Here is a 21,144-nt window from a genome sequence, read left to right on the forward strand (position 1 = left end):
CGGACGCGAAAGTTGGCGTCAACAGCGCATGTCCCAGCGGTCCAGATCCGAGGGCGCGGCCGGCGTCGCGCTTGTGACCGGCGCGGCGCGGCGCATCGGCCTTTCCATCGCTCGAAAACTCGCCGCGGCGGGCTATGAGGTCGTGCTGCATGCGAGCGAAGCCTCGTTCGAGGAGGCGCGCTCCGCGGCCGCCGCGATCGTCGCGCAGGGCGGGCGGGCGGCGGCGATCGCCGCCGATCTCGCCGACGCCGCGCAGACGGAGGGGCTGATCGCGGCGGCGACCGAGCGCGTCGGTCCGCTCGCGCTGCTCGTCAACAACGCCTCGATCTTCGAGGCCGACGCGGCGAACGACTTCCTCGCCGGCCGCTTCGACGAAATCTTCGCGGTCAATTTGCGCGCGCCCTGCATGCTGGCGGCGCGCTTCGCGGCGCAGGCGCCGTCGGGCGCGAGCGTCGTCAACATCGTCGACCAGCGCGTGCTGAACCTTTCGGCGGACTGCTTTTCCTACACCTTGAGCAAGGCGGCGCTGTGGGCGGCGACGCAGACCATGGCGCAATCCTTCGCGCCCGGGGTGCGGGTCAACGCCGTAGGGCCCGGGCCGGTGCTGCCGAACAGCCGCGACGGCGAGGCGGGCTTCCGTCGCGAGGTCGAGCGCGCGCCGCTGCGCCGGGCGGTCGATCCGGCCGACGTCGCGGACGCCGTGCTCTATCTCGCCGGCGCGCGCAACGTAACGGGGCAGATGATCGCCGTCGACGCCGGCCAGCATCTGGGATGAGGGGCAGGCCGCCGATCGCGTCCGCGACGATCCGGCCGTTTTCCGCGTCAGTCCACTCCGCGCCATCTGCGCGCCGCACGCCTCAATCCGCGCTCGGCAGCCGCCGCATGGTGAATTCGATGCGCTCGCCCTCCAGCTCGCGCCAGGACTCGATCTCGGTCATGTAGGCGGCCTTCGGGAAGCGGTCGAACCATTCGCGCGCCTTGTCGCGCGCCTCGTGGCGAGGCAGGGTGAAGGTCTCGCGCCGCCAGCCGCCGGCCGCGGCGTCCTGCCCGGAGGTCCGGACGCGTCCGGCGAGCCGGCGAGCGACGTCGGCGGGCCGTCTCGGTTCAAAAGGACGCTTCATATGCGCGCTCACTCTGCGACCCCTTCGCGCCGCGCCCGTCGCCGGCCCGACGCATCATAGCCCAGCCGCGCCGCGTAATCGATTCAAAACAAACGACTAACGGCTCCGGGCGCGCCGGCGCGGTTAACGCCGCAGCCCGGCCGCCTCGTCGAGCCACGTGTCGACGAGCGCCGGATCGTCGGGGAAGCCGGCGGCGATCCAGCGCGCTTTGAGGCCCCGCAGGGCCGCGCCCACCGCCGGCCCATGAAGGCCTCTTTCGACGAGCCGCGCGCCGGTGAAGGGGCTTGCCGGAAGCGGGACGGCGCGCAGGGCGGCGCGCACCGGCCCGATCTCGTCCGGCTCGGCCGCGAGGACGGCGCCGTCGATCGCCGCCTCGCGGCCATGGAGATAGGCGAGACGGCGCAGCGCGGCCTCGTCCAGCGGACGAGCGGCGCGCAGGGCGATCGCCGCCGCGCCGGCGCTCACGAGACGGCGCGCCTCGGCGCGCGAAAGGCGCAGACGTTCGGCGAGGCGTCCGGCGTCCTCCGGCGTCGCGACGCACAGCGCGGCGAGCCGCATCAGCGGATCGACCGCGACGCCCGCCCCGCGCAGGCGGGCGAGCCGGCCCGGATTGGGCGCGAGGCCGAGAAGCGGCCCGAGCGCGCCGGCTTCGCTCATCGCCGCGAAACCTTCGGCGGCGCCGTCGAGCGCCGCGAGCTTCAAAAGCTCCGCCCGCACGCGCTCGCGCGAAAGCCTTTCGAGCCCGGCGCGCTCGGCGACGCAAGCCCGAAAACCTTCCGCGTCGATCTTCCGGGCGTAGCCCGCCGAAAAGCGGAAGAAGCGCAGAATGCGCAGATAGTCCTCGCGGATGCGCCGGCGCGGCTCGCCGATGAAGCGCACTTTTCGCGCGGCGACGTCCTTGAGCCCGCCGACATAGTCGTGCAGCAGTCCGTCGGACGAGAGTGAGAGCGCGTTGAGGGTGAAGTCGCGGCGCAGCGCGTCGGCGCGGAAGTCGCGGCCGAAGCGCACCTTCGCACGGCGCCCGTCCGTCTCGACGTCCTCGCGAAGGCTCGTGACCTCGAAGCTTTCGCCGCCCGCGAGCAGCGTCGCGGTGCCGTGCTCGATCCCGGTCGGAACGGCGCGCAGGCCGGCGCGCTTAGCCCGCGCGAGAATCTCCTGCGGCGGCGCGGTCGTCGCGAGGTCGATCTCGGCCGGCTCGCGCCCGAGGAGCGCGTCGCGCACGGCGCCGCCGACGACGCGGGCCTCCTCGCCCTCGCCGTCGATCGCTTCAAGGACCCTGCGCAGACCCGGCCGCTCGAGAAGCCGGGCCAGCGCCGGCGGAGCGGGAGTCGGCGCGCTCACTCGAGGCGCCCCGGCGCAAGCTGGCCGTTCTCGATATGCGCCGGCACATAGGCGCCCTGCCGGCGCGGCGCGAGGACGCCGAGGAGCAACGCGCCGCCGACGGCGGCGGCGAGGCCGGCGAGGACGAGGTTCGAGACCGCGCCGCGCGTCCAGTAGTCGACGGCGAAGGGATAGCGGCGGCGCAGCGCCACATAGGCTGCGTAAGCGGCGAAGGGCGCGCCGAACAGAAGCGCCGCCTCGAGGAGAACCCGCCACATCTAAAGGTAGAGCCTTTCATAGAGATTGCGCAGCATGCCCGCCGTCGCGCCCCATATATAATGCTCGCCATAGGCCATGGCGTGGAATCGGCGCAGCCGTCCGCCGAATTCGCGCGTGTCGATCGAATGATTGGCGGCGTCCATCAGAAAGGCGAAGGGCGCCTCGAACACGGACTCGACCTCGTGCGGGTTGAGGTCGAGCTCGAGCGGCGGAACGATCCGCGCGACGACCGGCGCGACGCGAAATCCTGTCCCGGTGACATAGGGCGCGAGGAAGCCGAGCGGTTCGACGCGGCTCGGGTCGAGGCCGATCTCCTCGCGCGCCTCGCGCAGCGCCGCGCCGACGGGCCCTGCGTCCTCCGGCTCGATCCGCCCGCCGGGAAAGGCGATCTGCCCGGCGTGGACGCGCAGCGTCGCGGAGCGGCGGGTGAGCAGCACGCCGACGCCGTCCTCATGGGCGACGAGCCCGATCAGCACGGCGGCGGCGCGCGCGCTCTCCTGCAGCGCGAAGGATTTCAGCTCCTCCTCCTCGATGAACGGATCGCTGACGACGTCGCGCGCGTCGGGAGGCGGCGCGACGCGGTCGAGCTTGCGGCGCAGCTCGGCGAAGATCCGCTCCTGAGCGAAGCGCGGGTCGGGGTCGAGCCTCAGGGTCAATCTGCGGCCTCGATGGCGGCGACCTCGGCGGCCGAGGCGATCTTGAAGAACGCGCCGTCCGAGACGACGCCGAAGCTCTCCTCGCCGCCCGCGCGCCGCGTTTCGGCCAAGGCCACGAGCTCGGGGACGAGCGAGCGCGCGACGAGCGCCTCGAGCGCGCCGCGCACGAGCACATAGGGCTTGAGGCCGTCGCGCGCGTCCTTCTCGAAGCGGATAGGATGGTCCGGCCCGGCGCGCGCGCGGTCGCCGACGTTGGTCGTGAACTCGATCGCCGGCGCGCCGTCCTCGTCGAGGACGCGCATGGCCACGGCGACGAAGGGCGCGTCCTCGACCTCGACCGACACGCTTTCGACCGGCGTCACGAGGAGATGGCGCTCGCCGTCCCGACGCAGGATGGTCGAGAACAGGCGCACGAGCGCCGGCCGCAGGATCGGCGCGCCGTGCTGGCTCCAGCTTCCGTCGCGGGCGATCCTGAGGCCGATGTCGCCGCAGAAGGGCGGGCGCCACAATTCGACGGGCGGGAGCGGGCGCCCCGGCGCATGCGCCTCGAGGCCGCCGCCGGCGGAAAGGCGCAGCAGCGAGACGCCGGCCGGCGCGTCCTCGAAATCCTGCGCCATCCGCGCGCCTCCCTCGCCCCTTGAGCTCCGGCGGCGAAAGCCGGACGGGGCCATCAAAAAGAGCCAATCACGGCGAATGTGAAACAGAGCGCGGTCGACATTGCAATCGCGATGGACAAGTCTTCTCGCGGGCCGCACATTCCGCGCGCCGATCGGGCGCCGTTCGCTATGCGCCGCTCCGGCGCAACCTCGACAGGGAGCTTCATGGCCGACGCAGCCGCAACCTCTCTCGAAGCCGCCGTGGAGCGCAGCGCCGAAGCCGCGCTCGACCGCATCGGCGCCGCCCGCGCCGCCATCGAGACGGTCATCTTCGGACAGGCCCGCGTCGTCGAGGAGGCGCTGGCGACGCTGCTCGCCGGCGGCCACGGGCTGCTCGTCGGCGTCCCCGGCCTCGCCAAGACCCGTCTCGTCGAGACGCTCGGAACCGTGCTCGGCCTCGACGGGCGCCGCGTCCAGTTCACTCCCGACCTCATGCCGGCCGACATCCTCGGCTCCGAGGTCCTCGAGGAATCGGCCGACCACAAGCGCAGCTTCCGTTTCGTCAAGGGGCCGATCTTCGCCCAGCTCCTGATGGCCGACGAGATCAACCGCGCGAGCCCGCGCACCCAGTCGGCGCTCTTGCAGGCGATGCAGGAATATCACGTCTCGGTCGCCGGCGAGCGGCACGATCTGCCCTCGCCCTTCCATGTGCTGGCGACGCAGAATCCGCTCGAGCAGGAGGGCACCTATCCGCTGCCGGAGGCGCAGCTCGACCGCTTCCTGATGCAGATCGACGTGCCGTACCCCGACCGCGCGGCCGAAAAGCGCATTCTGCTCGAGACCACCGGCGCCTCCACGCCCGCGGCGCGCGCGGTGATGGGCGCCGACGACCTCATGGCGATGCAGCGCCTCGTGCGCCGGCTGCCCGTCGGCGAGATGGTGATCGAGGCGATCCTCGACCTCGTGCGCTCGGCGCGCCCGGGCGAGGGCGACTCGGCGGTCACCCGCCATATCGCATGGGGCCCGGGTCCGCGCGCGGCGCAGGCCTTGATGCTCGCGACGCGCGCGCGCGCCCTCCTCGACGGGCGGCTCGCCCCCTCGAAGGCCGACGTCGCGGCGCTCGCCGAGCCGATCCTCAAGCACCGTATGGCGCTGACCTTCGCCGCGCGCGCGGAAGGCGAGACCATTCCCGGCCTCATCGCGAAGCTGACGGAGACGCTCGCCTGAGATGAGTCTGGTCAAGGTTCTCGAGCGGGACGGCGGCGGATTCGGCCTCGGCCGGCAGGAGGAGGCGCTCGCGCTGGCGCAGCGTCTGCCGAGCCTCGTCGTCGCGGCGCGGGAGACGGCGGCGAGCGTCATGCACGGCCTGCACGGGCGAAGGCGCTCCGGGCCGGGTGAGAATTTCTGGCAGTTCCGGCCCTATTCCTTCGGCGAGGCGCAGAACCGCATCGACTGGCGCCGCTCGGCCCGCGACGACCGGATCTATGTGCGCGAGCGCGAGTGGGAATCGGCGCATACCGTCGCGACATGGATCGACCGCTCGGCGTCGATGCGCTTCGTCTCGAAGCTCGCCCTGCAGCCGAAGGTCGACCGCGCCGTCGTGCTCGGCCTCGCGGCCGCCGATCTCCTGGTCGGCGGCGGGGAGCGCGTCGCGCTGCTCGGGCTCACCCGTCCGCTCGCCGCGCGCGACGTCGTCGAGCGCTTCGGCGTGGCGCTCGCCGAGGATCTTCGCCAGCGCGCGCGCTCCGGCGCGCCTGACGAGGAGCTGCCGGCGCGCGAGCCGCTCGCGCGCAACGCCCACGCGGTGCTGATCGGCGATTTCCTCAGCCCGGCGGCCGAGATCGAGGCGACGATCCGGGCGCTCGCGGCGCGCGGGGCGCGGGGCCATCTGGTGCTGATCGCCGATCCCGTCGAGGAAACCTTTCCCTTCGCCGGCCACACCGAGTTTCTCGACGTCGATTCGCCGGCGCGGCTCAGCGTGGGCGAGGCGAGCGCCTTCCGCGAGGCCTATCTCGGCCGCCTCGCGGCGCATCGCGAGGCGGTCCGCGAGGCGGTGCGGCGGCGCGGCTGGACCGTGACCCTGCACCGCACCGACCGCCCGGCGAGCGAGGCGCTGATCGCGCTGAAGCTGCGGCTTGAGGCCGAGCTCGCCGGCGCCGGACGGACGCCCTGACATGTTCGGCCTGCCGCTCGCCTTCGCCGCTCCCGCCGTGCTCGCCGCCCTCGCCGGCCTGCCGCTGCTCTATTACCTGCTGCGCGTCACGCCGCCGCGCCCGCAACGGATTCCCTTTCCTCCGCTCAAGCTGTTCCTCGACCTGCCGCCGGCGCGCAAGACGCCGCTGCGCACGCCCTGGCCGATCCTCCTGCTTCGTCTCGCCGTCGCCGCCTGCGTCATCCTCGCCATGGCCGGGCCGGTGCTCAATCCGACTCCCGCCGCGTCCGGCTCGGGGCCGCTGCTCGTCATCCTCGACGATAGCTTCGCCGCGGCGCCGGACTGGGAGCGCCGCGTCGCCGCCGCCGCCGAGCGCCTCGACGCGGCCGGCCGGGCCTCGCGTCCCGTCGCCGTCGCGGCGGCCTCGGACGGCGCGAAGGCGATCGTCCTCACGGACTCCGCCAAGGCGCGCGAGCGGCTGCGGGCTCTGAAGCCGCAGCCCATTTCGCCGGACCGCGGTCCGCTCGGCGGCGCCGTCGCGGCCTTCGTCGAGGCTCATCCCGACTCCGCGCTGGCGTGGATCGCCGACGGCGTCGAGCGCGGCGGCGCAGGCGAGTTCGCCGCGCGCCTCGGCGCTCTCGGCGAAAAATTCGGCCGCAGGCTGGAGATCGTCGCCGGGCGCGAGCCCGCGCGCGCCCTCGCCGACGCGCGCAATCTCGCGGGCGGCCTCGAGGCGTTCGCGCTGCGCGCCCGCCCGGGCGGGCCGGAGCGCGGGACGGTCGTCGCCTTCGACGCCAAGGGCGCGCGGCTCGGCGCCGCGGCCTTCGATTTCGCCGGCGGAACGCAGGCGCAGGCGAAGATCGAGCTTCCCGTCGAGCTGCGCAACGACATCGCCCGGCTGGAGATCGAGGGCGGACGCTCGGCCGGCGCCGTCGCTCTGCTCGACGGACGCTGGAGGCGGCGCGTCGTCGGCCTCGTGACCGGGGACGGCGCCGATGTCTCGCAGCCTCTGCTCGCCGCCGACTATTACCTGCGCAAGGCGCTCGCGCCCTTCGCCGACGTGCGCGAGCCGAAGCCGGGTGCGGTCGATCCGATCGAAGGCCTCATCCACGACGGCGCCTCCGTCGTCGCGCTCGCCGATGTCGGCGCGCTGTCGGACGCCGAGCATGACGCGCTGCGCGGCTTCGTCGAGCGGGGCGGGGTGCTGCTGCGCTTCGCCGGCACGCGGCTCGCCGCCGGCTCCGACGACCTCGTCCCGACCCGGCTGCGCCGCGGCGGGCGCGTGCTCGGCGGCTCGATGTCATGGGACACGCCCAAGCGCCTCGGCGCCTTCGACCGGTCGAGCCCGTTCTTCGGCCTCATCGCGCCGCAGGAGGTCACGGTGTCGCGGCAGGTGCTGGCCGAGCCCGACCCCGGCCTCGCCGCCAAGACCTGGGCGCAGCTTTCCGACGGCACGCCGCTCGTCACCGCGCAGCGCGAGGGAGAGGGACTCATCGTGCTGTTTCATGTGACGGCGGACGCGTCCTGGTCGAATTTGCCTCTCTCGGGGCTGTTCGTCGACATGCTGCGCCGCGTCGTCGATCTCGCCGGACAGCCGGCGGCCGCCGCCGGGGCGGAGCAGGGCGCCGGAGCGGAGGCCCCGAAGAGCCTGGCGCCGCTCCGCGTCCTCGACGGCTTCGGCGCGCTTGGCCCGCCGCCGGCGAGCGCCAAGCCGGTCGCGGCGAATTTCGACGGCGTCGCCGACGCCGAGCACCCGCCTGGATTCTATGGGCCGGCCAACGCGCCGCTCGCGCTCAACGCGCTTGCGCCCGGCGAGCGGCTCGCGGCGGCCGATTATTCGGCGGCCGGAGTCGCGGCGCAGGCATTGCGGACAGCCGAGCCGGTCAATCTGCAGCCGCCGCTGCTCGCCGCCGCCTTCCTCGGCTTCTGCCTCGACTCCCTCATCTGCCTGCTTCTCGCCGGCGGGACGCGCCAGCGGCGCGCGGCGGCGGCGGTCGCGCTTCTGGCGGCGGCTTGCGCCCTCGGCGCCGCGTCGCCGACGCGGGCCGCGGCCGCCGAGCCTGCGGTTTCGGCGCGCGACGTCAAGTCCGCCCTCTCGACGCGGCTCGCCTATGTGGTCACAGGCGATTCCAAGGTCGACGAGGCGAGCCGCCAAGGCCTCCTCAGCCTGTCGCTGGCGCTGGCGCGGCGCACCTCGTTGACGCCGGGCGAGCCGGTCGGCGTCGATCCGGCGCGCGACGAGCTGAGCTTCTATCCGCTCATCTACTGGCCGATCGTCGCGACGCGGCCGCAGCCGCAGCCGGAGGCGGCGGCGCGCGTCGGCGCCTTCATGAAGCAGGGCGGCACGATCGTCTTCGACACGCGCGACGCGCTCACCGCGCGGCCCGACGGGCCGCCGTCGCCGGAGACGCGCTGGCTGCGCCAGCTTCTCGCCGGCGTCGACGTGCCGGAGCTCGCGCCGGTGCCGGCCGACCATGTGGTCACCAAGACCTTCTATCTCATCGACGGCTTCGTCGGCCGCTACGCCAATGGCGCGACCTGGATCGAGGCGCTGCCGCCGGCGCCTGCCGACGGCTCGGCGCGTCCGGCGCGTTCGGGCGACAGCGTGTCGCCGATCGTCATCACCTCGAACGACCTCGCCGCCGGCTGGGCGAGCGACGCGGACGGGGAGAGCCTCTACGCCCTCAATCCGGGCGGGGCGCGCCAGCACGAGCTCGCGCTGCGTGGCGGCGTCAATCTCGTGATGTACACGCTGACGGGCAACTACAAGGCCGATCAGGTGCACGTGCGCGACCTTCTGGAGCGGCTCGCGCACTGACGTCTCCAGCCAAAACTTCGTGATTCCCTGACCGCCGCGAGGATGATTTCCAGCGAAGGACGCGGGCGCGCGCGGCATCTCGTCGCAACCCTTTTCAAATATTTTGATCTGGAAGGTTGATTTTGTCGCAAGGGTTGAGATAACCAAGCCCGTCTTCGCAGGTGCAGCGAAGGAAAGGTTTAGATTTCCCGTCAAGGTCGGCGAAAGGTTCAGCGCTCAATCTGCCCGTTAACGTCTCGTTAACCATTGGGCTTGATTACTCGGATGCAACGGTGTCTGATTAGCTTCGATCAAGGTTGATGGAACCTTGCCTTAACTGTCGGAGCCCTAACGCTGAGCCTGCCTTCCGATCATTAAAAGGAGCTGGAGGATGAGCCTTCTCGTACGGGGCGATTGGAAAGTCGCCGCCGTGTTGGGCGCCGCCCTCGCGTTTGGCGCCTGCGCCAAGAATCCCGCCGAAGACCCGAGCGCGCTCGCCGGGGCCGGGGCGGGAGCCGGAGGGCGCGGCGCCGCGATCCCCGGAAGCCCGCAGGATTTCGCCCAGAACGTCGGCGACCGCGTCTTCTTCGAAAGCGACTCGAGCGAGCTCAGCCCCTCCGCGCAGGCGACGCTCGACAAGCAGGCGCGCTGGCTGCGCCAGTACGGCAAGCTGGCCTTCACCATCGAGGGCCACGCCGACGAGCGCGGCACCCGCGAGTATAATTTCGCGCTCGGCGCGCGCCGCGCCGAAGCCGCCAAGGCCTATCTCGTCGCGCGCGGCGTGCCGGCCTCCGGCATCCACACCATCAGCTACGGCAAGGAGCGTCCCGTCGCCGTCTGCAACGACATCTCGTGCTGGTCGCAGAACCGCCGGGCGGTCACCGTCCTCGCCGGCTCGCAGTCCTGACGGCGACTTTTACTCAGCCTTTGCTGCGGCGCGGTAGAGGATAGGCCATGCGTCGGGGGGAACGCCCCGGCATGCGTCCATCCGGGCGTAGGAGACGAGCCTGAACGCGGCGCCGTCGAACGCCCATTGCGCCGTCTCGCCGCAATCGGCGATCCCGCGTCCCTTGTTCAGCATGGCCAGCGTCGTGCGCCCGTTCGTGAGGCCCGGATTGACCAGCGTCGACGGGCTGTCGTCCGGCTCCGGCGCGCGCCCGGCGATGGAGAAGATCGCCGGCTTCGCCTCGCCCTGCGCGACGATCGAGAAGCGGTAGGCGAAATTATAGGCCGCCGCCAGTTCGCAGACGCCCCATAGCGTCCGGCCTTCGGACAGCGCTATCGCGATCGGCGGATAATCCGCGCAGCTCGGATCGTCCGAGGGTTTGAGCACGGCCGGAAGCGCGGGCGGCGGATTGATCAGCTTCAGCCCCTCGGCCTTGACGTCCGGAGCGGGAGGCGGGGCGGGGATCGAGCCTGCGTCCGCCGCGCCGCGGTCGACGAGCGCCGTTCGCGTTCCCGCCCGAAGCTGCGCGGCGTCCATATAGAGCAACGCCGCCGCCGATCCTGCGAGCGAGATCGGGCGGGAGGATTTGGCCCTTCCGGCGAGGCCGACCTGCAAGGTCCTGGCGTTGCGGACGGCGTCAAGAAACGGGCCGACGTCGGCGTCGTCGAGGCTGGCGGTGAGGAAGTCGCCGTCGCGACGCGCCGGAAGCGGGGCGGAAAGCGCGGCTTTCCCGTCGAGGCGCAGCGCGAGCGCCGGCCGCGCGGCGGAGCTGTCGGAGACGATGGACAGCGTGACCCGGGACTTGCCCGCAGGATCTCCCGAACGTTCGACGCGCAGGAACGCGCCGCCGGCGCCTTCGTCCGGACCGAGGCCGAGGGCGACGCAGCTCCTGGTATTGTCGCAGCCGACCACCCAGTCGCGGAACGCCTTGAGCTCGCCCGCGCGCTCAGGCTCCTGCGCCGCTGCGGAATAGGAAGCGGCGAGCAGCGGAAGGACGACGACGGCGCGGACGGGGCGCGAAATTCTCATGGCGCAGGTCCCGGCGTGAAAAAGGGGACGGCGAGCCGTCCCCTGGTCTCGAACCGCCGAAGCGGCGGTCGTTCAAGCGCGAGCGCCCGCGTTCACGCTTGCGGCTGCGGCTCCAGTCCGCCGGGCTCGGGGCCGGGCTTCGGCCGCGAGCCTGCGCCGATCGTCGGCACCGGCGAACCGCGCAGCGGCGGCGTGTCGTCGGGGTTCTCGCGCACCGGCTTCCTGCCTTGCAGGAGGCCGATGATCTCGTCGCCAGACAGGGTCTCATATTCGAGCAGGCCCTTCGCCAGCGTCTCGAGGTCGGCGCGCTTCTCGGTCAGGATGCGCGTCGCCTCGGCGAGGCCGAGCTCGACGAGCCGCCGGACTTCGGAGTCGATCTTGCGCGCGGTCTCCTCCGAGATGGTCTGCTGCTTGCCCATCGAATAGCCGAGGAAGACCTCCTCCTGGTTCTCGCCGTACATGACCGTGCCGAGCTCGTCGGAGAAGCCCCAGCGGGTGACCATGGCTCTGGCGAGCTTCGTCACCTGCTCGATGTCCGACTGCGCGCCGGACGTGATCTGGTCCTTGCCGAAGATGATCTCCTCGGCGACGCGCCCGCCCATGCACACGGCGAGGCGCGAGGTCATCTGCACGTAGCTTGTCGAGAGCTTGTCGCGCTCGGGGAGCTGCATGACCATGCCGAGCGCCCGGCCGCGCGGGATGATCGTCGCCTTGTGGACGGGATCGGTCGCCGGCACGTTGAGCGCGACGATGGCGTGGCCGCCCTCGTGATAGGCGGTGAGCATCTTCTCCTGCTCGGTCATGACCATGGTGCGGCGCTCGGCGCCCATCATGATCTTGTCCTTGGAGTCCTCGAACTCCGCCATGGTGACGACGCGCTTGCCGCGTCTTGCCGCGAGCAGGGCGGCTTCGTTGACGAGGTTCATGAGGTCGGCGCCCGAGAAGCCCGGCGTGCCGCGCGCCACCGTCTTGAGGTCGACGTCGGGGGCGAGCGGAACCTTGCGGACATGGACCTTCAGGATGCGCTCGCGGCCGACGACGTCCGGGTTCGGCACGACGATCTGGCGGTCGAAGCGGCCGGGACGCAGCAGGGCGGGGTCGAGCACGTCGGGGCGGTTGGTCGCGGCGATGAGGATGATGCTTTCGTTCGCCTCGAAGCCGTCCATCTCGACGAGCAGCTGGTTCAGGGTCTGCTCGCGCTCGTCGTTGCCGCCGCCAAGGCCCGCGCCGCGATGGCGCCCGACCGCGTCGATCTCGTCGATGAAGATGATGCAGGGCGCGTTCTTCTTGGCCTGCTCGAACATGTCGCGCACGCGGCTCGCGCCGACGCCGACGAACATCTCGACGAAGTCGGAGCCCGAGATCGTGAAGAAGGGCACGTTGGCCTCGCCGGCGATGGCGCGGGCGAGCAGCGTCTTGCCGGTGCCGGGCGGGCCGATCAGCAGCACGCCGCGCGGAATCCGGCCGCCGAGCCGCTGAAAGCGCTGCGGATCGCGCAGGAACTCGACGATCTCCTGCAGATCCTCCTTCGCCTCGTCGACGCCGGCGACGTCCTCGAAAGTGACGCGCCCGTGCGCTTCGGTCAAAAGCTTCGCCTTCGATTTGCCGAAGCCCATGGCCTTCCCGCCGGCCCCCTGCATCTGGCGGGACAGGAAAATCCACACGCCGAAGATGGCGATCAGCGGCAAGCCGTTGACGAGCAGCGTCAGCAGCCAGTTGTTGCCGTCGGACGGCGGACGCGCGGCGATCGAGACGTTCTTCTTGTAAAGCGTCTGGACCAGCGTCGGATCGTTCGGCGCATAGGTGGAGAAGGCGCGGCTGTCGGTGAAATGGCCGCTGATCTCGTTGCCGGCGATCGTCACCTCGCGCACGCGGCCCTGGTCCACCTCGTTCAGAAGCTGGCTGAAGGTGATGTCCTGCGCGCTCGCCCGCTGGCCCGGATTCTGGAACAGCATCACCAGCGCCACGACCAGCAGGATGATGATGACCCACAGCGCGAAATTTCGGAAATTCGGATTCATGCTTCCGTCCTGGTCCAGGCGGTCCTGCCGAAATGGCTGATTGCGGGACGTTTCCTGAAAAGCGGGCGAACGCCCGAACGACCGCTGGCGATGGGGTTTAATGTAGGCGTCGCCCCGGGCATTGCCAAGTGGCGCTCCAAGGGCGCCAAGCGGCGGAATGAGCGGCCGTCAGGCGCCGCGCCGCCCGGTTTCGCGGCGCGCGCGCAGGATTCCCTGCGCGTCGAGCTTCAGCAGCGCCCCGCCGAGCGTCGCCACGCAAGGCTCGCGCCGTTCGATCGCGCGCGCGAGCCGGTCGGTCAGCGCTTCGAGCCGGTCGAGGCGCGCCGGCGCGCCGCCGACCGCCTCGATCTGCGCGCCGGCCACCCGAAGCAGCGCCTCCTCGAGCCCTTCTCCCGGCGCGCCGGCGAACCCCGAGAGGTCGAGCGCGCCGTCGTCGCGGCGCGCCGCCGCGCCGAGTTCTCGCGCCTGACGGGCGAGGGCGGCCTGCGCGCGCGCCGCCCGCCGGCCGAGCCGCAGCAGCGCCTCGCGGCCGAGCCCATGCGCCTCAAGCAGCGGCATGAGCGCGCGCAGCCGCGCGCGGGCGAAGCGCGGATCGGCGTTGGAGGGGTCGATAAAAAAGGGATGTCCTTCGCTCTCGCACAGGGCGACGAGCTCGGCCTTGGCGCAGCCGAGCAGCGGGCGAGCGTGGAGGAGGCCGTCGCGCTCGCGCAGCGCGGCCATGCCGGCGAGGCCTGAAGGGCCGCTGCCGCGCAGGAGCCGGAACAGGATGGTCTCCGCCTGATCGTCAGCATGGTGCGCGGTCGCGACGACGCGCGCTCCGACGCGCGCGGCATGGGAGAAGAGCAGGGCGTGACGCGCCCGCCGCGCGCGCTCCTGCAGCCGGGCGGCGGGCTTCTCGCCTTCCCACGCCAGAACGGCGCCGTCGAAGCCCGCGTCCGCAGCCCAGACGACGACGGCCTGCGCCTCCTTACGCGAATCCGCCCGCAGGCCGTGGTCGACCGCGGCGACGCGGATGTCCGGCGCGCAGCGTCCGTCCCGCGCGAGCGCCTCGCGCCAGCGCCGCGCCAGCAGCATCAGCGCGATCGAGTCGGGGCCGCCTGACACTGCGAGCACGAGCCCGCCCGCGTCCTCGAGGCCGGCGAACAGGCGCTCCGCCGCGCCCGGCGCGTCGAGCCCCCGCGCCGCGCTTCTCGCGTCGCCCGCGCCGGCGAAGGGGTCTAGCATTGCGCGCGCTTCAACTCCCGCTCCACGCCGGCTTTGACGCTCGCCGAGGCGTTCGGATATTTGCGCGACAGTTCGGCGAAGGTGGCGCAGCCCTGCTCCTTCGCGCCGAGCGCGTTGAGCGACTGGCCGAGCCGCAGCATGGCTTCGGGCGCGCGGGGCGAGCCGGTGAATTGCGTCGAAAACTTCAGGAACTGCTCGGCGGCCTCGCGCTGGCGCCCGCGCTGGAAGAAGCTCTCGCCGAGGTAATAGGTCGCGTCGGCGGCGTAGCGGCTCTTCGGATTTTTCTGCAGGAAGCCCGAAAAACCCTTCTCCGCCGCCTCGTACTGCTTCTGGCGGAAATAGCCGAAGGCGAGGTCGTATTCGTCCTTGACCGGGTTTGGCGCCGGCGCGGGGCTTTGCGCCGCCGCCGCGCTCTGGGCGGCGGGGTCGGGGTCCGGCTGGCGCCATTTCGCGCCGGAGAGGTCCAGCGGCCCGTTGGACGGGAAGTCTTCGGCCGTCGCGGCGCGTCCGCGCGGCTCAGGCGCGGCGGAGGCGGGGCTTCCGAGCGGCCTGGGCGCGCCCGGCGCCGTCGGATCGGCGTCGGGATCGAAAGCGTCGGAGCGGCGCCCCGCCACGGTTCTGCCGACGCTCGGCTCCGGCTCCGGCGCGGCGGCGGTCTGTTCGTCCTGCCCGAGGATGTCGTCGATCGCGTCGCCGCGCTTCTGCGGCTTGGCCGGCGAGGCCGCGGGCGCAGCCGGCGCGCCGGCGCCCCTGCCGCCTTCCTGGAAGCGGAAGTCGACGTCCTGCTGGAACTTGCGCAACTGCTCCTCAAGCCGCCGGTTCTGGAATTGCAGTTGCTCGATCTCGCCGTTGAGCTGACGCATCTGCGCCTCCAGCCGGTCGATGCGCACGAGCTGCGAGGCGTCCGACGGCTGGGCCTGCGTCCCGCCGCCGTCGGGCAGCGAGCCCGGCGGATAATAACCTTGGGCGGAGGCGCCGGCCGGCGCCGCGAGCAGCGCGGCGGCGAGGAGAAAAGCGCGCCTCGCCGCCTTTGAGCCCGGAAAAGGCCGCGAAGAAAGCTTCATGGTCAAGAATCCATAAATTGGCGTGGCTTATCTCGAATTAACCGGTTGCGCGCAGTCTTGCGCGGGATGTTTGTCGCCGCCGGGCGGCGCGTGTAAAGGCTTTTTAGCGAGGCCCGGTCCGGCTGGCGCGCCAGGCGCGAAAAAGTGAAGGCGGCCCCGGCCGCGCCGTGCAGTCTTTAGGATGCGTATCGATGGTTCGCAAACATTTCGGGACGGACGGAATCCGCGGCCAGGCCAACAAGGCGATCACGCCCGAGCTCGCGATGAAGGTCGCCCAGGCGACCGGCGTCCTGTTCCAGCGCGGCGACCATCGCCACCGCGCCGTCATCGGCAAGGACACGCGCCTCTCTGGCTACATGATCGAATACGCCATGGTCGCCGGCTTTTCGTCGGTCGGCGTCGACACGCTGCTGCTCGGGCCGATGCCGACGCCGGCGGTGGCCATGCTCACCCATTCGATGCGCGCCGACGTCGGGGTGATGATCTCAGCCTCGCACAACGCTTATGAAGACAACGGCGTCAAGCTGTTCGGGCCGGACGGCTACAAGCTCTCGGACGAGGTCGAAGCCCGCATCGAGGCGATGCTCGAGGCCGACCTCGCGATGAAGCTGTCGAAGCCCGCCGACCTCGGCCGCGCGATGCGCGTCGAAGGCGACCGCGCGCGCTACGTCGAATTCGCCAAGCGCACGCTCTCGCGGTCCGTCTCGCTCGAGGGTCTGCGCATCGTCATCGACTGCGCCAATGGCGCGGCCTACAAGGTCGCTCCCGAGGCGCTGTGGGAGCTCGGCGCGGAGGTTGTCCGCATCGGCGTCGAGCCTGACGGCTTCAACATCAACCGCGAGGTCGGCTCGACGGCGCCGGCCGCGCTCATCGCCAAGGTGCGCGAGACGCGCGCCGACATCGGGATCGCGCTCGACGGGGACGGCGACCGGCTTCTCGTCGTGGACGAGACGGGCCGCGCCGTCGACGGCGACCAGCTCATCGCGGTGATCGCCGACAGCTGGCGGCGGGAGGGCCGGCTGGCGCGGCCGGGCGTCGTCGCGACGGTGATGTCGAACCTCGGGCTCGAGCGCTATCTCGAAGGCGTCGGCCTCACGCTGGCGCGCACCGCCGTAGGCGACCGCTACGTTCTCGAGCACATGCGCGCGCATAGCTATAACGTCGGCGGCGAGCAGTCCGGCCACATCATCCTTTCGGATTTCTCGACGACCGGCGACGGCCTCGTCACCGCCCTGCAGGTGCTCGCCGTGGTCAAGGAGAGCGGACGGCCGGCGAGCGAGGTGTGCCGCCGCTTCGAGCCGCTGCCGCAGATCTTAAGGAGCGTGCGCACCGGCGGCGGCGATCCGCTCGACGACCCCAAGGTCGCGCGCGCGATCGAGCTCGCCCGCGGCAAGCTCGCGGGCTCGGGTCGCCTCGTCATCCGCGCCTCGGGCACCGAGCCGGTCATCCGCGTGATGGCCGAGGGAGAGGAGCGCGAAGCGATCGAGCGCATCGTCGAGGAAATCTGCGACGCGCTGGCGCGCTCGGCGCGCGCGGCCTGACGGCTGAAGGCCGCCCCGAACGAAGCGGGGCGCTCAGCGCCCGCGCCGGAACGCCGCCTGGCAGGCCCGCGTCAGATGCGGCATGTTGCGCTCGAGGCAATGCTGGATCAGCGCATGGTCGGGGATGACGTTGCGGCAGAATTTGAACGCGTCGTCATGGCAGGCGTGGCGGGCGAGCGCCGGCCCGACGCCGGCGGTGGAGAGGACCGCGGCGAAAGCCGCCGCGAGCGTGATGGTCCGGCGCATGGTCACTTCTTCTTTTTGCCCGGGGCGACGATCGCGCGGCAGGCCGGGGAGAGATAGGCCTTGTAGCTGACGAGGCAGGCGTGGATCTTGGCCTTGTCCGGGACGTAGGGCGCGCACAGCCGCAGCGCGTCGCCTTCGCAGGCGGCCGCCTCCTGGGCTTCGGTCAGCGCGTAAGCGGGCGCGCAGAAGGCGGCCCCGGACAGAACGGCCGCCGCGAGCGCGGCGCTGAAAACCCTGCTCATCTGAAGCTCCCTGGCAATCGATTTTTCGCTGAAACGCCTCGCTCGCGCTTGGCCTTTCGTCGATAATCGATCGCCGGGGCGGCCGCAAGAGCGCCCGCGCGCGGCTCAGGCGCGCGGCTTGAGAGTGGCGTCGGCGACGACGATCGCCTTCGGCAAAAGACTCAGCTTGAAGAAAGCGTCGGCGATGGCCTGCTGGTCGGCGATCGTCTGCGCGCCGAGCGGCCCCGCGCCGAAATTCTGGCGCTTGAGGGCGATCTTGAGCACCGGAGCCGGAATCCCGGTCGACGGGGCGAGCGCCGCGGCGGCGGCGTCGGTGTCCGAATGCGTCCATTCGGTCGTTTCGTTGACCGCCGCGACGAGCGCGTCGATCGCCGCGGGATTGGCCTGCGCGAAGGCGCGCGAGCCAAGGAGAAACTGATAGTTGGGCGCGAGCCCCTGCGCCGTCGCCAGCGGCCGCGCGCCGATCGCGCTTTCCGCGGCCGCGAAGAAGGGGTCCCAGATCGCCCAGGCGTCGATCGCTCCCTTCTCGAAGGCGGCGCGCGCGTCGGCCGGCGGCAGGAAGGCGGGCTTGATGTCGCCATAGGCGACGCCCGCCGACTCCAGCGCCCGCACGAGCAGGAAGTGGACGTTCGAGCCCTTGTTGAGCCCGACCGTCTTGCCCTTGAGCTCGGCGAGCGAGCGCAGCGGGCTGTCCTTGGGGACGAGGATCGCCTCGCCCGCCGGCGAGGCCGGCTCGCTCGCGAGATAGGCGAAATCCGGGCTCGCGGCCTGCGCGAAGATCGGCGGCGCCTCGCCCGCCTGGCCGACGTGGATCGCGCCGGCGTTGAGCGCCTCGAGCATCTGCGGGCCGGCCGGAAACTCTGACCACGCCACGGCGACGCCGAGCGGGGCGAGCTTCTTCTCGAGCAGGCCGCGGCTCTTGAGCAGCACCAGCGAGCCGTATTTCTGGTAGCCGACCCTGAGCGTCGTCGCGGCGCTAAGGCGAAGCGGCGCGTTCGCCAGCGCGAGCCCGGCGAAGCCCGCGAGCGCCGCGCGGCGGCTGATGATCGTCATGTCGTTTTCTCCTTGAGGCGATGGTTAGCGCTAGGGCGTCTCGAGCAGGCGGGCGAGCACGCGCGCCTCGAGCGCCGCGGCCTGCGCGTCCTCGCGCGCGCGCGGGCGCGGCAGATCCGCCGCGACGTCGAGCGCGACGGCCCCGCGCTCGATCACGACGATGCGGTCGGCCAGCGCCACGGCCTCGGCGACGTCGTGGGTGACGAGCACGGCGGTGAAGCCGTGCTCGCGCCAGATGCGCTCGATCAGCCTCTGCATGTCGAGCCGCGTCAGGGCGTCGAGGGCGCCGAGCGGTTCGTCGAGCAACAGCAGCTTCGGACGGCTGACCAGCGCCCGGGCGAGGGCGACGCGCTGCTTCTGGCCGCCCGACAGCGTCGCAGGCCAGTCGCCCGCGCGATGGGCGAGGCCGACGTCGGCGAGCGCGGCCCTGGCGCGCTCGGCGCGCTCCGCCCCCTTGACCTCGCGCGGCAGACCGACCTCGACATTGTCGAGGACGCGGCGCCAGGGCAGAAGCCGCGGCTCCTGGAACATGATGCGCGTCGCCTGCGCCCCGGCCGAGGCGACGACGCCCTGCGAGGGCTCGTCGAGGCTCGCGAGCAGGCGCAAAAGCGTGCTCTTGCCGCAGCCGCTGCGGCCGACGACGGCGAGAAACTGGCCGGCGGGAATGTCGAGGTCGAGCCGTTCGAGGACGGTCACGGCGCCGAAGCGGCGGGCGACGCCGTGGAATCGCGCCGCCGCGCCGCGTCCTGCCGGCGCTTCCGCGCGGCGCTCAGCGCCCCGGCCCGGGGCGAGGGCGACGGCGCTCGCCTGCGCGCTCACTTGGCGTCTCCGGCGCGCTGGAACTCGGGCCGCCAGCCGAGGAACAGACCTTCGAGCGCCCGCGTCGCCACGTCGGCGACCTTGCCGAGCAGCGCGTAGATCAGGATCGCGAGCACGACGACGTCGGTCTGCAGGAATTCGCGCGCCTGCATGGCCATGTGTCCGAGCCCCGTTTCGGAGGAGATCGTCTCGGCGACGATCAGCGTCAGCCACATCACGCCGAGCGCGAAGCGCAGGCCGACGAAGACCGAGGGCAGGGCGCCCGGCAGGATCACCGTCCTGAACAGCTCGAGCCGGCCCATGCCGTAGGCGCGGCCCATCTCGACGAGCTGGGGATCGACGCTGCGCACCCCGTGCAGGGTGTTGATGTACAGAGGGAAGAACACGCCGAGCGCGACCAGGAACAGCTTCGATTCCTCGCCGATGCCGAACCACAGGATGACGAGCGGGATCAGCGCGAGATGGGGCACGTTGCGCGCCATCTGCAGCGTCGTGTCGGTGTAGCGATGCGCCGCGTCGCTGACCCCGTTGACGACGCCGAGGACGAAGCCGATCGCTCCTCCGACGACAAGCCCGGCGAAGGCGCGCGCCGCGCTCACCCACAGGTGCTGGGCGAGCTCGCCCGACCGCGCCGTCTCGATCCCGGCGGCGAGCACCGCCGAAGGCGCAGGCAGGACGTTGCCGGCGATGAGGCCGGCGCGCGACATCCCCTCCCAGACGACGAGAAGCCCGAGCGGCACGATGGCGCCGGCGGCGGCGCGCGCGAGGCCGGCGAGCGGCGCCTTGCGCCGTCGCCCTGCGCTGGTTTCGAGGCTGAGCACGGTCATCGGCCGGCGCTCACGACTGCGCCGCGGCTTGCGGCGGCCGGTCGTTGGCGATGATCTCGCCGAACGGGCCGGTGTTGACGTTCAGCTGCGCGGCGGGGCGCCCGTGCGCGAGCTTCAGCTTCGGCAGCACGAGCTCGGCGACGCGGTAAGCCTCCTCGAGGTGCGGGTAGCCGGAAAGAATGAAGGTGTCGACGCCAAGGTCCGCGTAGTCCTGCAGGCGCTCGGCGACCGTATCGCCGTCGCCGACGAGCGCCGTGCCGGCGCCGCCGCGCGCGAGGCCGACGCCGGCCCACAGATTGGGGCTGACCTCGAGCTTGTCGCGGCGCCCGCCATGCAGCTCCGACATCCGCCGCTGTCCCACGGAGTCGAGCCGCGCGAACACCTTCTGCGCCGCCGCGACGGAGTCGTCGGAGAGATGGCTGATGAGCCTGTCCGCGGCGGCCCAGGCCGCCTGCGTCGTTTCGCGGGCGATGATATGGATGCGCAGGCCGAAGCTGATCTTGCGTCCGCGCGCGGCGGCTGCGGCGCGCGCCTGCGCGATCTTGGCGGCGACTGCGGCGGGCGGCTCGCCCCATGTCAGATATTTGTCGACATGCTCGGCGGCGACGTCGATTCCGGCCGCCGACGAGCCGCCGAAGTAGATCGGCGGGGAGGGCGACTGGACGGGCTTGAAGAGGAGATGCGCGTCCTCGACGCGCAGATGCTTTCCGGCGTAGTCGACATGTTCGCCGGCGAGCAGCGCGCGGTAGATCTCGAGGAACTCGCGGGTCACCTCGTAGCGCGCGTCATGGTCGAGGAAGAGGCCGTCGGCGGCGTTCTCGGTCGGATCGCCGCCGGTGACGATGTTGATGAGGAGCCGGCCGTTCGAGACGCGATCGAGCGTCGCCGTCATGCGCGCGGCGAGGGTCGGCGAGGAAAGGCCCGGCCGCACGGCGACGAGGAAGCGCAGATCTCTGGTGAGGGGAGCGAGCGCGGAGGCGACGACCCAGGAATCCTCGCAACTGCGGCCCGTCGGCAGCAGGACGCCGTAGTAGCCGAGCGAATCGGCGGCGCGCGCGACCTGCGCGAGATAGTCGAAATCTGTGGCGCGGCCGCCGAGCGTCGTGCCGAGGTAGCGTCCGTCGCCGTGGGTCGGAATGAACCATAGCGCGTTCAGGGCCGCGGGCGCGGAGTTCATGGGCGATCCTTTCATTCGGGCCGCGCGCGTCCGC

The 21,144-nt window shown here is 71.8% G+C and carries 21 protein-coding genes; 6 read left to right on the forward strand and 15 right to left on the reverse strand.

Annotated features, from left to right (window positions below; translation table 11 throughout):
- Window positions 1–28 precede the first annotated feature (28 nt).
- Window positions 29–775 (forward strand): SDR family oxidoreductase, encoded by a 747-nt coding sequence (locus ACE3OG_RS06955; protein WP_374307056.1) that lies wholly within the window; start codon window positions 29–31, stop codon window positions 773–775.
- Window positions 776–857: 82 nt separating this feature from the next.
- Here ACE3OG_RS06955 and ACE3OG_RS06960 read toward each other — a convergent pair whose 3' ends face one another.
- The 5 genes from ACE3OG_RS06960 to ACE3OG_RS06980 all read right to left on the reverse strand — a co-directional run bounded on the left by ACE3OG_RS06960 (window position 858) and on the right by ACE3OG_RS06980 (window position 3,993).
- Window positions 858–1,121 (reverse strand): hypothetical protein, encoded by a 264-nt coding sequence (locus tag ACE3OG_RS06960; protein ID WP_374307058.1) that lies wholly within the window; start codon window positions 1,119–1,121, stop codon window positions 858–860.
- 123 nt (window positions 1,122–1,244) lie between these two features.
- On the reverse strand, window positions 1,245–2,462 hold the full coding sequence (locus ACE3OG_RS06965; protein ID WP_374307059.1) for a CCA tRNA nucleotidyltransferase: 1,218 nt from the start codon (window positions 2,460–2,462) through the stop codon (window positions 1,245–1,247).
- Complete coding sequence (locus ACE3OG_RS06970; RefSeq protein WP_374307061.1) at window positions 2,459–2,719, reverse strand: DUF6111 family protein; 261 nt, start codon at window positions 2,717–2,719, stop codon at window positions 2,459–2,461. Before ACE3OG_RS06970 ends, ACE3OG_RS06965 begins: the two co-directional genes overlap by 4 nt.
- Window positions 2,720–3,376: a CoA pyrophosphatase gene (locus ACE3OG_RS06975; protein ID WP_374307063.1), complete on the reverse strand. Its 657-nt coding sequence runs from the start codon at window positions 3,374–3,376 to the stop codon at window positions 2,720–2,722.
- A complete protein-coding gene (locus ACE3OG_RS06980; protein ID WP_374307064.1) occupies window positions 3,373–3,993 on the reverse strand; it encodes a DUF1285 domain-containing protein in 621 nt (206 codons plus the stop codon). Before ACE3OG_RS06980 ends, ACE3OG_RS06975 begins: the two co-directional genes overlap by 4 nt.
- A gap of 204 nt (window positions 3,994–4,197) precedes the next feature.
- On the opposite strand from ACE3OG_RS06980, the gene ACE3OG_RS06985 reads away from it, so the two are divergent.
- The 4 genes from ACE3OG_RS06985 (at window position 4,198) to pal (ending at window position 9,828) form a co-directional block, all read left to right on the forward strand.
- Entirely contained in the window at window positions 4,198–5,199 is a 1,002-nt protein-coding gene (locus tag ACE3OG_RS06985; protein WP_374307066.1) for an AAA family ATPase, read from the forward strand.
- Window position 5,200: 1 nt separating this feature from the next.
- Window positions 5,201–6,145, forward strand: a complete 945-nt coding sequence (locus tag ACE3OG_RS06990; RefSeq protein WP_374307067.1) for a DUF58 domain-containing protein — start codon at window positions 5,201–5,203, stop codon at window positions 6,143–6,145.
- A gap of 1 nt (window position 6,146) precedes the next feature.
- Window positions 6,147–8,942, forward strand: a complete 2,796-nt coding sequence (locus ACE3OG_RS06995; protein ID WP_374307069.1) for a DUF4159 domain-containing protein — start codon at window positions 6,147–6,149, stop codon at window positions 8,940–8,942.
- 370 nt (window positions 8,943–9,312) lie between these two features.
- A complete protein-coding gene (gene pal, locus ACE3OG_RS07000) occupies window positions 9,313–9,828 on the forward strand; it encodes a peptidoglycan-associated lipoprotein Pal (protein ID WP_374307071.1) in 516 nt (171 codons plus the stop codon).
- Window positions 9,829–9,837: 9 nt separating this feature from the next.
- Here the strand turns inward: pal and ACE3OG_RS07005 are convergent, their stop codons facing one another.
- The 4 genes from ACE3OG_RS07005 to ybgF all read right to left on the reverse strand — a co-directional run bounded on the left by ACE3OG_RS07005 (window position 9,838) and on the right by ybgF (window position 15,205).
- Entirely contained in the window at window positions 9,838–10,896 is a 1,059-nt protein-coding gene (locus ACE3OG_RS07005; RefSeq protein WP_374307072.1) for a DUF1176 domain-containing protein, read from the reverse strand.
- 92 nt (window positions 10,897–10,988) lie between these two features.
- Entirely contained in the window at window positions 10,989–12,917 is a 1,929-nt protein-coding gene (ftsH, locus tag ACE3OG_RS07010) for an ATP-dependent zinc metalloprotease FtsH (RefSeq protein WP_374307073.1), read from the reverse strand.
- A 168-nt stretch (window positions 12,918–13,085) separates the two neighbouring features.
- Window positions 13,086–14,141, reverse strand: coding sequence for a tRNA lysidine(34) synthetase TilS (gene tilS / locus ACE3OG_RS07015; RefSeq protein WP_374307075.1), 1,056 nt, complete (start codon window positions 14,139–14,141; stop codon window positions 13,086–13,088).
- Complete coding sequence (ybgF, locus tag ACE3OG_RS07020) at window positions 14,135–15,205, reverse strand: tol-pal system protein YbgF (protein ID WP_374307077.1); 1,071 nt, start codon at window positions 15,203–15,205, stop codon at window positions 14,135–14,137. Before ybgF ends, tilS begins: the two co-directional genes overlap by 7 nt.
- Before the next feature lie 191 nt (window positions 15,206–15,396).
- Between ybgF and glmM the strand changes: the two genes are divergently transcribed.
- Window positions 15,397–16,746, forward strand: coding sequence for a phosphoglucosamine mutase (gene glmM / locus ACE3OG_RS07025; protein ID WP_374307079.1), 1,350 nt, complete (start codon window positions 15,397–15,399; stop codon window positions 16,744–16,746).
- 33 nt (window positions 16,747–16,779) lie between these two features.
- Here glmM and ACE3OG_RS07030 read toward each other — a convergent pair whose 3' ends face one another.
- The 6 genes from ACE3OG_RS07030 to ssuD form a co-directional block, all read right to left on the reverse strand.
- Complete coding sequence (locus ACE3OG_RS07030) at window positions 16,780–16,992, reverse strand: cysteine rich repeat-containing protein (RefSeq protein WP_374307081.1); 213 nt, start codon at window positions 16,990–16,992, stop codon at window positions 16,780–16,782.
- A gap of 2 nt (window positions 16,993–16,994) precedes the next feature.
- Entirely contained in the window at window positions 16,995–17,234 is a 240-nt protein-coding gene (locus tag ACE3OG_RS07035; RefSeq protein WP_374307083.1) for a hypothetical protein, read from the reverse strand.
- Between the two features lie 105 nt (window positions 17,235–17,339).
- Window positions 17,340–18,287, reverse strand: coding sequence for a sulfonate ABC transporter substrate-binding protein (locus tag ACE3OG_RS07040; protein ID WP_374307085.1), 948 nt, complete (start codon window positions 18,285–18,287; stop codon window positions 17,340–17,342).
- 30 nt (window positions 18,288–18,317) lie between these two features.
- Window positions 18,318–19,106: an ATP-binding cassette domain-containing protein gene (locus ACE3OG_RS07045; protein ID WP_374307087.1), complete on the reverse strand. Its 789-nt coding sequence runs from the start codon at window positions 19,104–19,106 to the stop codon at window positions 18,318–18,320.
- Window positions 19,103–19,933 carry an ABC transporter permease subunit gene (locus ACE3OG_RS07050; protein ID WP_374307088.1) on the reverse strand — a complete coding sequence of 277 codons (831 nt, stop codon included), beginning with the start codon at window positions 19,931–19,933 and terminating at the stop codon, window positions 19,103–19,105. Before ACE3OG_RS07050 ends, ACE3OG_RS07045 begins: the two co-directional genes overlap by 4 nt.
- A gap of 10 nt (window positions 19,934–19,943) precedes the next feature.
- Window positions 19,944–21,110: an FMNH2-dependent alkanesulfonate monooxygenase gene (ssuD, locus tag ACE3OG_RS07055; protein ID WP_374307090.1), complete on the reverse strand. Its 1,167-nt coding sequence runs from the start codon at window positions 21,108–21,110 to the stop codon at window positions 19,944–19,946.
- Window positions 21,111–21,144: the final 34 nt, after the last annotated feature.

It is taken from the genome of Methylocella sp. (assembly GCF_041905455.1).
GTDB lineage: Bacteria > Pseudomonadota > Alphaproteobacteria > Rhizobiales > Beijerinckiaceae > Methylocapsa.

Coding starts and splice junctions, on each gene's coding strand:
- ACE3OG_RS06955 (WP_374307056.1), top strand. CDS start 29: ATGTCCCAGCGGTCCAGATCCGAGGGCGCGGCCGGCGTCGCGCTTGTG.
- ACE3OG_RS06960 (WP_374307058.1), bottom strand. CDS start 1,121: ATGAAGCGTCCTTTTGAACCGAGACGGCCCGCCGACGTCGCTCGCCGG.
- ACE3OG_RS06970 (WP_374307061.1), bottom strand. CDS start 2,719: ATGTGGCGGGTTCTCCTCGAGGCGGCGCTTCTGTTCGGCGCGCCCTTC.
- ACE3OG_RS06980 (WP_374307064.1), bottom strand. CDS start 3,993: ATGGCGCAGGATTTCGAGGACGCGCCGGCCGGCGTCTCGCTGCTGCGC.
- ACE3OG_RS06985 (WP_374307066.1), top strand. CDS start 4,198: ATGGCCGACGCAGCCGCAACCTCTCTCGAAGCCGCCGTGGAGCGCAGC.
- ACE3OG_RS06990 (WP_374307067.1), top strand. CDS start 5,201: ATGAGTCTGGTCAAGGTTCTCGAGCGGGACGGCGGCGGATTCGGCCTC.
- ACE3OG_RS06995 (WP_374307069.1), top strand. CDS start 6,147: ATGTTCGGCCTGCCGCTCGCCTTCGCCGCTCCCGCCGTGCTCGCCGCC.
- pal (WP_374307071.1), top strand. CDS start 9,313: ATGAGCCTTCTCGTACGGGGCGATTGGAAAGTCGCCGCCGTGTTGGGC.
- ACE3OG_RS07005 (WP_374307072.1), bottom strand. CDS start 10,896: ATGAGAATTTCGCGCCCCGTCCGCGCCGTCGTCGTCCTTCCGCTGCTC.
- ftsH (WP_374307073.1), bottom strand. CDS start 12,917: ATGAATCCGAATTTCCGAAATTTCGCGCTGTGGGTCATCATCATCCTG.
- tilS (WP_374307075.1), bottom strand. CDS start 14,141: ATGCTAGACCCCTTCGCCGGCGCGGGCGACGCGAGAAGCGCGGCGCGG.
- ybgF (WP_374307077.1), bottom strand. CDS start 15,205: ATGAAGCTTTCTTCGCGGCCTTTTCCGGGCTCAAAGGCGGCGAGGCGC.
- glmM (WP_374307079.1), top strand. CDS start 15,397: ATGGTTCGCAAACATTTCGGGACGGACGGAATCCGCGGCCAGGCCAAC.
- ACE3OG_RS07030 (WP_374307081.1), bottom strand. CDS start 16,992: ATGCGCCGGACCATCACGCTCGCGGCGGCTTTCGCCGCGGTCCTCTCC.
- ACE3OG_RS07035 (WP_374307083.1), bottom strand. CDS start 17,234: ATGAGCAGGGTTTTCAGCGCCGCGCTCGCGGCGGCCGTTCTGTCCGGG.
- ACE3OG_RS07040 (WP_374307085.1), bottom strand. CDS start 18,287: ATGACGATCATCAGCCGCCGCGCGGCGCTCGCGGGCTTCGCCGGGCTC.
- ACE3OG_RS07050 (WP_374307088.1), bottom strand. CDS start 19,933: ATGACCGTGCTCAGCCTCGAAACCAGCGCAGGGCGACGGCGCAAGGCG.
- ssuD (WP_374307090.1), bottom strand. CDS start 21,110: ATGAACTCCGCGCCCGCGGCCCTGAACGCGCTATGGTTCATTCCGACC.